Origin of the sequence: Candidatus Fusobacterium pullicola, from assembly GCA_018883725.1 — a bacterium.
Lineage (GTDB): Bacteria > Fusobacteriota > Fusobacteriia > Fusobacteriales > Fusobacteriaceae > Fusobacterium_A > Fusobacterium_A pullicola.
In genome coordinates, this window is record JAHLFN010000076.1 from 22,541 (window position 1) to 37,014 (window position 14,474).

The window sequence follows — 14,474 nt, forward strand, 5'->3', positions numbered from 1 at the left end:
CTTTTATTTAAAATCTGTCTACATATTTTATCACGTTTTTTTAAAAAATGAAATTAAATTTTTATAAATATTGTCTATTTTTTATGGATAAAAGAACTAATTTAATACTACAATTTTATTTACTATTTTCCATTTTTATTATATAATAATAAATGCAAATTAATTTATTATATAAATAGTAGGAGGATATAGTAATGTTTAAATTAATTGGTGTCCTATTGATATTGGTAGGATTTACTTTAAAGTTAGATACTATTGCTGTAGTATTACTTGCTGGAATAGCTACAGGTCTAGTATCATCAATGGATTTTATGGAGATTTTAAGTGTTTTAGGAAGTGCCTTTGTATCAACTAGATATATGACGCTTTTACTTTTAACTCTAGCTACTGTAGGTATATTGGAGAGAAACGGATTAAGAGAGAGAGCAGCAAAATGTATATCATCTCTAAATGGAGCTACTTGTGGTAAGGTTATGACACTATATGTAATCATAAGAACTATAGCAGGAGCGATGTCTTTAAGATTAGGAGGACATGTTCAGTTTATAAGACCACTAGTTTATCCGATGGCTAAGGGTGCTGCTGAAAGAGAAGGTAAACTTACAAAAGAGTTAGATGAAGAGTTAAAAGGATTGGCTAACAGTATGGAAAACTATGGGAATTTCTATGGACAAAATGTATTTATAGCTTCATCTGGAGTTTTATTAATACTAGGAACGCTGAAAGAATCTGGAATAACAGGAGTAGAGGCTTATGACATAGCCAAGGCTAGTATTCCTATGGCAATAATAGCTATAGTATTAGCTGGAATTAGAAACTATATATTTGATAAAAAAGTAAGAATGAAGAAAGGTGATATTAATGGTTAATACACTTCTTGAAATAATGTATATAATTTGTGGAATTATTTTGATTGTATGTGGTATATATGCCCTAGTTGATAATGCTAATCCTAAAAAAATTGGAACGGCAGCTTTCTGGATAATATTTGGAGTTATATTTATAGTTGGACCATATATAAATCCAGCAATAATAGGAGCTTTGCTTTTAGTAATGGGAGCACTTACAGCTACAAAGAGTGTAAGATTAGGAAGTCTACAAAATAGTAGTGAAGAGTATAGAATAGCTCAAGAGGAAAAAGTTGGAAATAAAATATTTATTCCAGCTCTATCTATTGGAGTAGTAGCTTTTTCAGTTGCACAATTTACTAAATTGGGTGGACTTGTAGGATTAGGAGTAGGAGCTTTAGTTTCTCTTCTTTTAACTATGTTAGTAACTAAAGAGAGTGTAAAAAATATACCTTATGATTCATCAAGAATGTTACAACAGATGGGAGCTAGTGTTATTCTACCACAACTTTTAGGAGCTTTAGGAGCTCTATTTGCTAAAGCAGGAGTAGGAGAGGTTGTAGCTGGAATAATGAGTGGGATTATCCCTGATGGAAGTAGATTATTTGGAGTAGTAGGATATTGTATAGCTATGGCGGTATTTACTATGATAATGGGAAATGCCTTCGCAGCCTTTGCTGTAATTACTGCTGGAATTGGAGTTCCATTTGTTATTAATCTTGGAGGAAATCCAGCAATAGTAGGAGCTTTGGGACTTACAGCTGGATATTGTGGAACTCTTATGACACCAATGGCAGCAAATTTTAATATTGTTCCAGCTTCTATTCTTGAAATGGAAAATAAAAATGGTATAATATTAGTACAAGCTCCAATAGCTATAATATTATTATTTATTCACATAGTACTTATGTATATGTTAGCTTTTTAAAAATTTAGGAGGTAAAAATGAAATTATTAATTACAGGATTTGATCCTTTTGGAGGAGAAAAAATAAATCCAGCTTGGGAAGCTGTAAAAGGATTACCAGATAATATAGATGGAGTAGAGGTAATAAAATTACAAATACCAACTGTATTTAAAAAATCAGCTCAAAAATTATATGAAAATATAGATGCTGTAAAACCAGATGTTGTTATATGTGTAGGACAAGCTGGTGGAAGATATGAGTTTTGCGTAGAAAGAGTAGCTATAAACTTAGATGATGGTAGAATACCAGATAATGAAGGTTATCAACCTATTGATGTAAAAGTTTTTGAAGATGGAGAAAATGCATACTTCACAAACTTACCAATTAAAGCTATGGTAGAGGAAGTTAAAAAAGCTGGTGTTCCTGCTGCTGTATCAAATACTGCTGGAACTTATGTATGTAACCATATAATGTACTCTTTACTTTACTACATCAATAAAAATAATTTAAATATAAAAGGTGGATTTATCCATGTTCCTTATATTACAGAGCAAGTATTAGATAAAAAGAATACACCATATATGGATTTAAAAACTATAACTAAAGGATTAGAAGCTTCAATAAAAGCGATAAAAAATTATGAAGCAGATATAAAAGTTTCTGGTGGTAAAGAGTTTTAGTTAAAACTTAAAAGGAGAGGATTTTTTTAAATCTTTCTCCTTTTATTTTAATCTAAAAGAGTTAATAACTCTGAATAACTTTTATTCTCAATTAAGACTCCTGACAAATTCTCGTTAATGAATTTATTTAATCTCAATAAAATAAATGTAAGATTTACTTTTTTTATAGCTATCTCTAAGGCTCTCTTTTCTCCTAATTCTAATTTTCTATATTTTTCATATTCCTTTAGAAAAAGAGAAATATGATACTCCTCTTCATTTTTAGGAAATTTATATATTTTTATCCAATAATTAATTACAATAGCAATATCAAATATGAGAGCTCCACTTTGTGCCTCATTAAAATCTAAAATACCAACTATATGGTTATTTTTTATAAGAACATTATCTGGGAAAATATCATTGTGAACTATTCCTCTTGGAAGAAGAGAGAAGTCAAAATTTTTAATCTCATCATATGTTTTAAGAATTTTTCTCTTTTCTCCTAAAGATATATTTAGTTTGTTAAAGTTAATTTTATTATAATAAAATTGTAAGTCAATTCTTGATTTTCTATTTAACTCTTGATTTAATGAAAAACTATGGAATTTTCCAAGATATTTACCAATCTCATAAAGGCAATTTGCATTGAAAATTTTCAGAGGCTCTCCTTCTATAAAATAGAATAGAGCTATCATCCTATTTTTATAAACTACATAATTTTTTCCAAGAATAGTTTTTACCGGAGTACAACAAGGAATAATATTTTTTAAATTTAATAAGAGTTCTAATTCTTGATTTTCTTCAAAAATACCTCTTTTTCCTTCAAATACTCTCAATACAAACTTTTTATCAAAGCTTTCAATATAGTAATTAGTATTAAGAATACCACTTTCTATTTTTTTGAAAGTTTTAAAAGAGATTCCGTAGTTATTTAATATATTAATTACATCATTTTTATCTAAATTTGTATATACTGCCATTATTCCTCCTAGATTTATCCCAGTTATATCTTAACATTTTTAAGAGAACTATGCTATAATAAAATAAAAAATAGTTTTATTTAAGGAGAAAAGAGATGAATTATGATTTAGTTTTATTTGATATTGATGGTACTCTATTAGATTTTGATATGACAGAAAAAATAGCTTTAGAAGATACTTGTAGAGAGTATGGATTTCCTTACAATGAAGAGATGTTGAATGTATATCATCAAATAAATGTTGAATGTTGGAAACAATTAGAAGAAGGTTTAATTAATAAAGAAGAGCTAGCTTTTATAAGATTTGATAGATTTTTTAAAAAATTTAATCTAAAAGGAGAACCGATTGAATTTAATACAAAATATAGAAGTAGACTTGGAGAGGGAGCTTATCTTATAAAAAATGCTGTTGAAATTTGTAAAATTCTATATGGTAAAGTAGATTTAGCAGTAGCATCTAATGGTGGAAAGGATATACAATATAACAGATTAAGAAAAGTTGACTTAAAAAAATATTTCAAATATTTATTTATTTCAGAAGAGATTGGATATAATAAACCGGATATTAGATTTTTTGAAACAGTTTTTGAAAAAGCTAATGTAATATCTCCAGAGAGAGTGTTGATAATAGGGGATTCTATATCAGCTGATATTCAAGGAGGAAATATCGCGGGAATTAAGACATGCTGGTACAATCCTAAAGGGATAAAAGATGACAAGGCTATAAAAAAGGATTTTATTATTAAAGATTTAATGGAATTAGAAAAAATTATTTTGGGGTAGCATAGCTATCCCTTATTTTCTCCAAAAAATAGGGAAACCCTAACCTTGGGTAAGTTAGGGTCATATGGGTTTTGTTCACTTTCGTGAACTTATGGGTATTAGAAACAAACTGTCATTGTTCTACATAATTATACTATCATACTCTTATGGAATTGTCAATGTATATTTAAATTATTTGCCAATTTTATAATCTCAATTTGCTTATTCTTTAATCAATAAATATATTAATTCAGATGTTTTTTGTTTCTGAACTCCTTATTATATATATAATTAGCCACAAACATCGCTGATATTCCACCAACAATTTTAGTAATAATAACAGGAAAAACTAAATTTTTATCTATTCCAGCTGTAAATCCTAAATGACTTCCAAGCACAAAAGCTCCACTTACAGAAAAGGCTATATTTAACAATTTTCCTCTTTCATCCATATCTTTTAAAATATTGAACATAGGAATATTATGTGCTAAACATGCAATAAAACCAGCTGTTGACTTTTCGTTTACTCTAAACATTTTCCCTATAGAAGTAAGCGGCTTTGTAAATACTGTTGTAACAAAATATAGCATAGGGAAAGCTCCAGCTAAAGTTATTGCTATGCTTCCAACTGTTTTTATTCCATCCATTATAGGCAACATATTTTTGACTAAAACAACCCCTGTTAAAGTCTCTAAAATTTGTAGAGCTAATCCAATAGTAGTAAGTATGAACATAAATTTTCCAAAAATAAAAAACCCTTTTGCAACTCCCTTTGGAAATTTTAATAGTGCCCAACATATGAAAATTGTAAAAGCTATAATTGGAATTAAATCTAAAAGAAGAATTTTTATTGAAAATCCAGCTACAATTCCTCCTATCAAACATCCTAATGGAATAGTAGAGATCCCAGCTAATATTCCTTTAGATAAATATTTTTCATCTTCTTTCTCAATTATTCCTAAAGCTACTGGAATAGAAAAAGATAAAGTTGTTCCCATAGTAGCACTCAAAAATAGACCAGAGAACATAGCACTATCATGAGTTGAGGCTAACTCTTGAGATAATATATACCCACCCATATCACTAGCAAGTATTGTTCCAGCAAACATAGCCGGGTCTGCTCCAATAATTCTGTAAAAAGGAGAAATTATTGGTTTTAAAAATGATGAGATAACTGGAGAAAAGGAGATGATTCCAAGCATAGCTAGAGCAAGAGTTCCCATTGTCATCATACCATCTTCAAATCTTTTTCCATATCCAAATCTATTTCCAAATATTCGGTCTATAGCCCCTACAAACATAAAAAATACCATAATATAGATAATTATCTTATTAATACTCATAAATCAATCCTCTTAAAAAATAATCCTATTTATTATATAATATTTTCTAAAAAAATGCTATAATCAAATTAAAGGAATATATACTAAATCACAGTGGGTGGGAATATGGTAAAAAGTGTTTTGTTTTTTAGTATAGTGTGTATGACTAATATTCTATATGGAGAGTTTAGAGAAATTACTCCGTTGGAAAATATTTCAATAATCGAGATAGAAAATATTAATCAAGATAAAGGTATGAAAAGAATTGAAAAAAAATCTAGAGATAATTCAATAAAATATGAAAATAGTAGACTCAATGAAGGGTGTGAATTAAAAGAGGAGAATAAAATAGAATATATTGAGAACGGTGATGAAGTTAAAGAGGTAATAGAGAAAAATAGTGTACCTCTAATATCTGAAGAACAATTGATTCAAATTATAAATATGGCTAAAAATTCCCCTCTTCCAGAAAATAATGTGGAAAATAAAGAGAATAGTATAATATCAAAAGAAAGTGATATGATTCAACAACCAGATTTTTTAATAGATATAAAAAATAAATTAGATAAATATAGTTTTTCTGATAAAAGTGAAGATATATACGGTGGACAGATTACAGCAAAGGAGATAACTTCAGATAAAATTATAGATAATCTTGAATTTGGTTTAGGAGTTGCTTATAAAAATAGTGAATACGATAATTCACAATATGAAAATAAAAATTCTGATATATGGAGTCATACTCCAATATATGCAACTGGAAAGTATAGACTTTCTAGTGATGAGGATAGTAGCAAGTATTTGAAATTAAATTTAGGATATGCTATTGGGGAGTATGAAGAAAATGAAGAGTATTTAGAAAGAAAAAATCAAAGTGGGATGTACTATGGTATAGGAGCAGGAGTTGAGTATACAGATCTTTCATTAGATTTAATATATCAGGTAAATAAAGATGCTTATGAAAAATGGGATAATTCAACTAAAGATGACTCAAGAATAACATTTTCAATAGACTATAAGTTAAGTTTTTAAACTTAACTTATAGTCTAGATATTTAATAGTCTAGATATTTAATTTTTTTTAAGATGCTCTAGATATTTTTCAATATTGTGTGCTACCTCAGCTCCATCAGCTACTGCTGTAACTATCTGTCTTAAATTTTTAGGTCTAATATCGCCAGCAACAAAAACTCCATTGACGTCACTCATTAAATTTTTATCTGTAGGAATAAATCCAGCTTCATCAATTTCAACTTTTCCTTTAAATAGTTGACTTTGTGGAGCATAACCTATAAAAACGAAAGTACCAAACGTTTCATCAGTACTTGCTTGATACTCTGTTATTTCACCGGTACAGTTATTTTTAAATTTAGCACTTCTAGGTAAAAAATCTCCACTCATCTCTAAGATTTCAGTATTAAATTTTACCTCTATTTTAGGATGAGTTAAAACTTTATCAGCTATTGATTTAGCACAAGTAAATTCTGGCTCTCTAGCAATTATTGTTACCTTTCTAGCAAATTTTGTTAAAAATATAGCTTCTTCAGCAGCAGCATAACCAGCTCCTATTACAAATACATCCATATCTGTAAAAAATTCCCCATCACAAGTAGCACAGTAAGCAACTCCTCTTCCCTCATACTCTTTTTCTCCTATAAATCCAACTTTTCTAGGAGTAGCTCCTGTAGCAATTACAACAGTAAAAGCGTGGTATTCATTAGATTTAGTTTTTATAATTTTTATGTCATTACTTAAATCTAAGTCAATAACTTCATCACTAAGAAATTCAACACCAAAATTTAAAGCTTGTTGTTTTAGATTTTCAGCATACTTAGCTCCAGTTGTTTCAATTATTCCAGGATAATTTACAACTTCATTGGTAACAGTTATTTGACCTCCAGGAATAGATTTTTCAATTATTAGTGTATTTAATTTGGCTCTTCCACCATAGATACCGGCTGTAAGTCCAGCTGGACCAGCACCTATTATAATCATATCATATATTTTATTCATTTTCTCACTTCCATACTAATTTTTTTGTCATAACTAAATGTATATTGATTATAAGATTTTAAGTAAGAAAAGTCAACTAATTTTATCATAAATATTTAAAGATAATACTTTTAATTTAACAATAACAATATTTTTTATTAAACTTATATTATTTATATTATTAAAAAAATAAAAAAACTTTTGTAAAAGTATTTATTTCATAGTATAATATAAATTATAAACTTTTAAAGTTTTTATTATATAAAAAGGAGGAAAAATGATAACTAGAACATTAACAGAAGAGGAGTTAAGAGAAATTTTTTTTATGTAAAAATGGATATAGTGATGAAAAAATAAAAATTAGAGCAAACAAACAGATTTATTTAATATTTTTAATTCAACTGAATACTGGATTGAGAGTAGGAGATGTTTTAAGATTAAAGAAAAGAAATTTTAATAATAATTTTCTATATTTAAAGGAGCAAAAAACAGGAAAAATACAAAATAGAAAGATAAATAGAGAGTTAGTTCAAAAAATAGAGGAATATTGTTTAGTAAGAGAGTTAGAAAATGAAGAGAATTTATTTGATATAAAGGTAAGATGGGTACAAAGATATATACAGATTATAGCTCAAATATTAGGAATGAGAGATATATCTACCCATAGTTTTAGAAAAACATATGCTCACTTACAATATATAAATAATCAATGTAATATAGAACTAGTGAGAAAACTTTTAAATCACTCTTCAATTGCTATAACTCAAAGATATTTAGGTATTACAGATGAAGAGGTAAATTTAGCATCAGAAAGATTTAAAATTATTTTCTAAAATCTATTTACAAAATTAAATTTTGATAGTATATATAATATTAACAAAAGAACATCAATAGGAGGGATTACAATGACAAAGAAAGAATTTATAGATTTATATGCTGAAAAAGGAAATTTAACTAAAAAAGAAGCTGAAAAAGGTATCAATCTTTTTCTTGCAAGTGTGGAAGAGGCTTTAGTTAAAGGAGAAGAGGTTTCTTTTGTTGGTTGGGGAAAATGGGAGATAGTAGAGAGAGCTGGTAGAGATGTAAGAAATCCTAGAACAAAAGAAATTATAAAGATCGAGCCTAAAAAAATAGTTAAGTTTAAAACTGGAAAAATATTGGCTGATAAAATTAAATAGTTTTCAAAAAACCTGTATTTTACAGGTTTTTTCTTTAGTATTTTTTTAATTTGTGATATAATTCTACATATAAAATAGGGGGATGATATTTAATCAGTTATAGAGGTGAAATTTTGAGAGTAAGTATTAATAATATTATTATTTCATTAGGAAAAGATCAAGAGAAAGAGATAATAAAAGAGATAGAAAAAAGGGGAGTAAAGAGAAATAATATAAAAAGTATTATCTGGAGTAAAAGATCTATTGATAGTAGAAAGAAAACAGATATTAAGTTGATATATAATTTAGAGGTAGAATTGAATAAACCAATTGATATTACAACTTTAAATAATATATCTTTAGCTAAAGATGTAGAAAAGGTAAATAGAGAGCCAATTAGTTCAATAGAAAAAGAGGTAGCAATAATTGGAGCTGGACCTGCTGGTCTTTTTGCTGCTCTTAGATTGGCTGAATATGGATTTACTCCTATTGTGTTTGAAAGAGGAGAAGAGGTAGATAAAAGAGATATTACAACAGAGAACTTTGTTAAAAACTCTATTTTAAATCCAAATTCTAATATACAGTTTGGAGAAGGTGGAGCTGGAACATATTCTGATGGAAAATTGAATACAAGAATAAAGAGTGAATATATGGATAAAATATTTGAAACTTTAGTTGAATGTGGAGCTCCCTCAAATATATTATGGGATTATAAACCACATGTTGGAACCGACATTTTAAAAGTTGTTGTTAAAAATATGAGAGAGAAAATAAAATCATTAGGTGGGAAATTCTTTTTTAACCATAAGCTTGAGAATTTACATATAAAGGATGGAAAAGTAACTGGAATCGATATAATAAACTCAGTTGGAGAACTTGAATTTCATCCCTTTAAATCTGTAATATTAGCTATTGGGCATTCAGCAAGAGATACCTATAGAATGTTACATAAAAATGGAGTGCATATGGAAAGTAAGCCTTTTGCTATAGGAGCTAGAATTGAACATCCTAGATGTGATATAGATAGAATGCAGTATGGTAAATTTGCCGATAATGAACTTTTAGGATCAGCAACTTATAGTGTAACATATAATAACAGGGCAGAGGAAAGAGGAGTCTTTTCTTTCTGTATGTGCCCAGGAGGAGTTATAGTAAATGCTTCATCAGAGCTTAATACTTCATTAGTCAATGGAATGAGCTATTCTCAAAGAGATGGAAGATTTTCTAACTCAGCTATTGTTGTAGGAGTTAAGGAGAATGACTTTGGAAGTCATCTGTTTGCTGGTATGGAGTTTCAAGAAAAATTAGAGAGAAAAACTTATGAATTGGGACAAGGGTATGGAGCTTTATATCAAGGAGTTTTAGATTTTATAGGAAATAGAAAGACTAGCTATGAGATAGAGAGTAGTTATGAAATGAAAAAAACATCATATAATCTAAATGAGTTTTTCCCAGAAGTAATAGTTGATAATATGAAATCTGCTTTTCAATATTGGAGTAAAAATCCTATGTTTATATCACCAAATGCTAACCTTATAGCTCCAGAGACAAGAACTTCTGCTCCTGTAAGAATAGTAAGGGATATAACAGGAATGTCTATCAATGTTCAAGGACTTTATCCAATAGGAGAGGGAGCTGGATATGCTGGTGGAATAACTAGTGCTGGTGTAGATGGTGTAAAAATTGTTGATTTAGCTTTCACTAGGATAAAAGCTTAATATAAAAAATAGGGAGGGATTAATATGAAAAATTTTAATTACAATATTCCTACAAAAGTTCTTTTTGGAAAAGGAAAAGTTAAAGAGGTAGGAAAAGAAGCAAAAAAATATGGAGATAAAGTTTTATTGGTTTATGGTAAAGGTAGTGTTAAAAAGAGCGGACTTTTTGATATAGTGGTAAATAGTTTAAAAGATGCTGGAATACATATCTATGAACTTCCAAATATAGATCCTAATCCGAGAATAGATTCTGTATATCAAGGTGCAGAGTTATGTAGAAAAGTGGGAATAAATCTTATAATTGCAATGGGTGGTGGAAGTGTTATAGATTGTTCAAAGGCTATTGCAGCACAAGCTAACTATTGTGGAGATGTTTGGCAAGATTTATATGTAGAACAAAAGTTAGATACATTAACTTCTACTTTACCAATAGCTTCTATTCTTACCCTTGCTGCTACTGGAAGTGAAATGAATGGAAATAGTGTTATTTCAAATATGCATACTAATCAAAAATTATCAATAGGGCATGATATATTAAGACCAGTATTTTCTATTTTAGATCCAGAATATACTTTTACTGTAAATAAATATCATACAGCTGCTGGAATAGTAGATATATTAAGCCATCTATTTGAACAATACTTTACTCCTGACCACGAAGGGTATTTACAAAATCGTATGATGGAAGCTATGATGAAAACAGTTATTGAGTATGGACCAATAGCTTATAATGAACTAGATAACTATGAAGCTAGAGCAAATCTTATGTGGACAAGTTCTCTTGCTCTAAATGGTATGGTATCTTATGGAAAAGTGGAAACTGATTGGGCAACTCATAGAATGGAACATGAGCTAAGTGCTTTTTATGATATTACTCATGGAGTTGGACTTGGAATACTTACACCATATTGGATGAAATATGTTTTATCAGAGGATAATGTACATAGATTTGTGGAATATGGAAGAAACGTATGGAAGATACACGGACATGATAATATGGAGATAGCAAATAAAGCTATAGATAAAACTAGAGAATTCTTTAACTCTTTAAATATTCCTCAAACTTTAAGAGAAGTAGGAATTGATGATAGTAAATTAGAAAAAATGGCAGAGCAAGCTACAATGTTTGGAGCTATTGGAACCATGAAAAAATTATATAAGGAAGATGTTTTAGCTATTTATAAAATGGCTTTATGAAAAAAATTAAAAGATATAAAAAATAATTATTAAATATAGGGAGCTGATATTATGAGTTACAATGATTATTTTGGAAAAAATGTAACAAATATAAGCACAGAAGTAAGTAATACTTTTGTAAGAAAAGTGATGTTAAATATGATAGGAGGACTATTAGTGACTACATTGGTTCCTATCTATGTATTTTTTATTAATCAAGGTTTGATGTATACTTTAGCTAAATATTTAAATATTGTAGCTTTAGGAGAAATAGTTTTAGTTTTTGTATTAACTTTAGGTTTGAAAAAGATGTCATCTGGTACTGCTAGACTTTTATTTTATATATATGCACTAATGAATGGAATACTACTTTCAAGCTTAACTTTTATTTTTCAACCAGTATCTATACTATATACTTTAGCGGTTACGATTATTATGTTTGTAGTAATTGGAATATATGGTTATACCACAAAAGAAGATTTAACAAAATATGGAAATTTCTTAACTACAGGATTAATAACTATTATTATAATTTCATTAATTAATTTTTTTGTGAAAGCACCAATGCTATATTGGATAGGGACTATATTAGGAGTTGTAATATTTTCAGCACTAATAGCTTTTGATATTAATAGAATAAAAGGTATTGCTTCTGATATGGTTGGTAATGATGAGGAAACAATGAAAAAATTAGGTATAATTGGAGCTTTGAATTTATATCTAGATTTTATTAATCTATTCCTGTATTTATTAAGAATTTTTGGAAAGAAAAGAGATTAGGTGTAAGTTATGAAAAAGTATTTTGGAATCATTTTTTTATTAACCTCTTCTCTCCTACTTGCAAAAGAAAATTTTAATAATATGGGAGAGATACATAGTAAAATATTATCAAATAGAGGTAAAGAACAATTCAGAAAGAATATAATATTTAAAAAATTTGAAAGATCTGGGTATAGTAATAGTAATCAATATTTAGAGTATATTGGTGAGATAGAAAATAAATATGATAATGATTTATCTGAATATGATGTTAAGACAAAGGGATTTATGATGGGAACAAATAGTAATCTAATCTCTAACCCTAATACATATATCGGAGTAGGATTTGGATATTTAAAATCAAAAGTAGATTATCATAATGAAGATGGAAAAATTAGAACTTATGGAATTGATTACTATATTGGACAAAATATTGATAATTGGTTATTTATAGGGAAAGCTGGGTATAGTGAAAGTAAAAATAGCTACGAAGATTATAGATATAGAACAAAAGATTACTCTCTAGGAGTAGAGGGAGGCTATATGTACTCTTTAGGAGAAAAGAGTATTGTCTATCCATATTTAGCTTTTGATTGGAACCAATATACAATGAAGGCTCATAATGATATTAAAGATAACGAAGATAGAGTAGGAAGTGGAGCTATTGGAATAACATATGCTCAAGAGCTTGGAGAAAAGTTTTTACTTACTACATCTGGAGAATGGAATTATGATTTTTCTGAAAGAAAAGAAATTAAAATTAATGATGGAAGCAAAATAAAAGGATTGGAAGTAGGAAGAGAGACAGGAGTATTTAATATTAAACTTGGATATTATGTTGATCCTGATTTTTTAGTTAGCTTAGGATATAGTAGTTTTTTAAATAAAAATTATTATTATGATATGTTTACCTTTACTCTTTCACATAACTTCTAATTGACAAAAATATATTAATTTGTTATAATAATTTTAACAACCCTTGGGAAGCTACCTATATGGACTAGGTGGCTTTTCTTTTTTTATTTTTTGAAATTGTTATCTAACTACTTATAATAAAAAAATCCTCAGTAGTAATTTACTGAAGATTTTACGTATTTATTATTAATCCAATATTTCTTTAAGTGTATTACTAATAATTCTTGTTAGAGTTTTTTTGAGTTTAAAGTAATCAAATCTAACGTTACTAAATTATCTAAATGACGTCTTAAAGTTTGAATACTTTTTATCTCTTTTACATATTTCAGTAGCTCTTTATCAGGTAATGGATTTTCTTTGGCAAAAATATAGTTTTGAATATATATGAACAATATATTACATTCAACTTTTGAAAGATTATGAGAGCTTTCTATATTTTCTATATATTTTTTTGCATAATTAAGTTTTAATATCTTATCCTTAAGCATCTGTATAATACTTTTTTGACCATTAACAATAAAATTTAACATTCCAATTACAAAGAATGTTACTTCTCCATAATTTTTTACTTTTGAAGTATTTAAGAAAAGTTCAGCATATTTTTTCTATCTTCAAATATTGAATAAGAAAGAGATAAACCTGTATAAATATCTACTTTTCTTGCTAAATACATAGAGAAAAGAAATCTTCCAAATCTTCCATTTCCATCATAGAACGGATGGATATACTCAAAATAATAATGAACAATAGAAGCTTTCAATAAAGATGGGATATCCTTTCTATTCATAAACTTAATTAAGTCATTAATATGTTCTACTATAGTTTCTTCTGAAGGGTCTCCACTATGTATATTACTAGCTCCATTTGAAACATTTATTCTTCCTTTTCTAAATAAAGTTCCATCTAATTTATTTTCTGGATTTTTTAAAATATCCTCTGAGAATATATCATCATACATTTTTCTTATCTGTTCTGGAGAATCAATATTTTCAATATTATTTAATATAATCTGAGTGTATTTATTAACAATACCAGAGTAACGAGTAGTTTTCTTTTCAAAAATATTTTTTCTTGTAGAAGATTAATTTCGTTTATAGGTAAACAGAATAAAGAATATTGCTCTTTTATTACTCTTTCTCCTCTTAATATAGGATAAATTTTTAATTCGGTATTATAAGTACAACAATTCTCAATTCTTTTTTGATATTCTTCAACTACATTTTCTCCTTTAAAATGTAATTTTTCTAAACTTTCATATTGAACCATTTTATAAAAATC

At 27.8% G+C, this 14,474-nt stretch carries 13 protein-coding genes and 2 pseudogenes; 11 read left to right on the top strand and 4 right to left on the bottom strand.

Annotation, left to right across the window (positions count from 1 at the left end):
- The first annotated feature begins 194 nt into the window (after positions 1–194).
- From IAA47_08550 to pcp, 3 genes are read left to right on the top strand one after another with little or no spacing between them, the layout of a single operon-like run.
- Positions 195–869, top strand: coding sequence for a DUF969 domain-containing protein (locus tag IAA47_08550; GenBank protein MBU3843011.1), 675 nt, complete (start codon positions 195–197; stop codon positions 867–869).
- The gene (locus tag IAA47_08555; protein ID MBU3843012.1) at positions 862–1,776 is read left to right on the top strand and encodes a DUF979 domain-containing protein; all 915 of its coding nucleotides are present in this window, start codon (positions 862–864) and stop codon (positions 1,774–1,776) included. Before IAA47_08550 ends, IAA47_08555 begins: the two co-directional genes overlap by 8 nt.
- A gap of 17 nt (positions 1,777–1,793) precedes the next feature.
- Positions 1,794–2,435, top strand: a complete 642-nt coding sequence (gene pcp, locus IAA47_08560; protein ID MBU3843013.1) for a pyroglutamyl-peptidase I — start codon at positions 1,794–1,796, stop codon at positions 2,433–2,435.
- 47 nt (positions 2,436–2,482) lie between these two features.
- On the opposite strand, the gene IAA47_08565 is transcribed toward pcp, so the two are convergent.
- Positions 2,483–3,397, bottom strand: coding sequence for a homoserine kinase (locus IAA47_08565; protein MBU3843014.1), 915 nt, complete (start codon positions 3,395–3,397; stop codon positions 2,483–2,485).
- Positions 3,398–3,492: 95 nt separating this feature from the next.
- Here IAA47_08565 and IAA47_08570 point away from each other — a divergent pair, with 95 nt between their 5' ends.
- Positions 3,493–4,179 carry a YjjG family noncanonical pyrimidine nucleotidase gene (locus IAA47_08570; protein ID MBU3843015.1) on the top strand — a complete coding sequence of 229 codons (687 nt, stop codon included), beginning with the start codon at positions 3,493–3,495 and terminating at the stop codon, positions 4,177–4,179.
- A 224-nt stretch (positions 4,180–4,403) separates the two neighbouring features.
- On the opposite strand, the gene eutH is transcribed toward IAA47_08570, so the two are convergent.
- The gene (eutH, locus tag IAA47_08575) at positions 4,404–5,501 is read right to left on the bottom strand and encodes an ethanolamine utilization protein EutH (protein MBU3843016.1); all 1,098 of its coding nucleotides are present in this window, start codon (positions 5,499–5,501) and stop codon (positions 4,404–4,406) included.
- 105 nt (positions 5,502–5,606) lie between these two features.
- On the opposite strand from eutH, the gene IAA47_08580 reads away from it, so the two are divergent.
- Entirely contained in the window at positions 5,607–6,512 is a 906-nt protein-coding gene (locus tag IAA47_08580; GenBank protein ID MBU3843017.1) for a hypothetical protein, read from the top strand.
- A gap of 38 nt (positions 6,513–6,550) precedes the next feature.
- Here IAA47_08580 and IAA47_08585 read toward each other — a convergent pair whose 3' ends face one another.
- Entirely contained in the window at positions 6,551–7,492 is a 942-nt protein-coding gene (locus tag IAA47_08585) for an FAD-dependent oxidoreductase (protein MBU3843018.1), read from the bottom strand.
- 256 nt (positions 7,493–7,748) lie between these two features.
- On the opposite strand from IAA47_08585, the pseudogene IAA47_08590 reads away from it, so the two are divergent.
- The 6 genes and pseudogenes from IAA47_08590 (at position 7,749) to IAA47_08615 (ending at position 13,217) form a co-directional block, all read left to right on the top strand.
- A pseudogene (locus IAA47_08590) lies at positions 7,749–8,304 on the top strand (tyrosine-type recombinase/integrase).
- A gap of 72 nt (positions 8,305–8,376) precedes the next feature.
- The gene (locus IAA47_08595) at positions 8,377–8,649 is read left to right on the top strand and encodes an HU family DNA-binding protein (GenBank protein ID MBU3843019.1); all 273 of its coding nucleotides are present in this window, start codon (positions 8,377–8,379) and stop codon (positions 8,647–8,649) included.
- A gap of 113 nt (positions 8,650–8,762) precedes the next feature.
- Positions 8,763–10,346: an FAD-dependent oxidoreductase gene (locus tag IAA47_08600; protein MBU3843020.1), complete on the top strand. Its 1,584-nt coding sequence runs from the start codon at positions 8,763–8,765 to the stop codon at positions 10,344–10,346.
- Between the two features lie 24 nt (positions 10,347–10,370).
- The gene (locus tag IAA47_08605; GenBank protein MBU3843021.1) at positions 10,371–11,543 is read left to right on the top strand and encodes an iron-containing alcohol dehydrogenase; all 1,173 of its coding nucleotides are present in this window, start codon (positions 10,371–10,373) and stop codon (positions 11,541–11,543) included.
- A 51-nt stretch (positions 11,544–11,594) separates the two neighbouring features.
- Entirely contained in the window at positions 11,595–12,302 is a 708-nt protein-coding gene (locus IAA47_08610; GenBank protein MBU3843022.1) for a Bax inhibitor-1/YccA family protein, read from the top strand.
- Positions 12,303–12,311: 9 nt separating this feature from the next.
- Positions 12,312–13,217: an autotransporter outer membrane beta-barrel domain-containing protein gene (locus tag IAA47_08615; protein ID MBU3843023.1), complete on the top strand. Its 906-nt coding sequence runs from the start codon at positions 12,312–12,314 to the stop codon at positions 13,215–13,217.
- A 165-nt stretch (positions 13,218–13,382) separates the two neighbouring features.
- Here the strand turns inward: IAA47_08615 and IAA47_08620 are convergent.
- Positions 13,383–14,462: pseudogene (locus IAA47_08620) on the bottom strand (Fic family protein).
- Between the last annotated feature and the right edge of the window lie 12 nt (positions 14,463–14,474).

Coding starts and splice junctions, on each gene's coding strand:
- IAA47_08585 (MBU3843018.1), bottom strand. CDS start 7,492: ATGAATAAAATATATGATATGATTATAATAGGTGCTGGTCCAGCTGGA.
- IAA47_08550 (MBU3843011.1), top strand. CDS start 195: ATGTTTAAATTAATTGGTGTCCTATTGATATTGGTAGGATTTACTTTA.
- IAA47_08595 (MBU3843019.1), top strand. CDS start 8,377: ATGACAAAGAAAGAATTTATAGATTTATATGCTGAAAAAGGAAATTTA.
- pcp (MBU3843013.1), top strand. CDS start 1,794: ATGAAATTATTAATTACAGGATTTGATCCTTTTGGAGGAGAAAAAATA.
- IAA47_08565 (MBU3843014.1), bottom strand. CDS start 3,397: ATGGCAGTATATACAAATTTAGATAAAAATGATGTAATTAATATATTA.
- IAA47_08615 (MBU3843023.1), top strand. CDS start 12,312: ATGAAAAAGTATTTTGGAATCATTTTTTTATTAACCTCTTCTCTCCTA.
- IAA47_08580 (MBU3843017.1), top strand. CDS start 5,607: ATGGTAAAAAGTGTTTTGTTTTTTAGTATAGTGTGTATGACTAATATT.
- IAA47_08570 (MBU3843015.1), top strand. CDS start 3,493: ATGAATTATGATTTAGTTTTATTTGATATTGATGGTACTCTATTAGAT.
- eutH (MBU3843016.1), bottom strand. CDS start 5,501: ATGAGTATTAATAAGATAATTATCTATATTATGGTATTTTTTATGTTT.
- IAA47_08610 (MBU3843022.1), top strand. CDS start 11,595: ATGAGTTACAATGATTATTTTGGAAAAAATGTAACAAATATAAGCACA.
- IAA47_08605 (MBU3843021.1), top strand. CDS start 10,371: ATGAAAAATTTTAATTACAATATTCCTACAAAAGTTCTTTTTGGAAAA.
- IAA47_08555 (MBU3843012.1), top strand. CDS start 862: ATGGTTAATACACTTCTTGAAATAATGTATATAATTTGTGGAATTATT.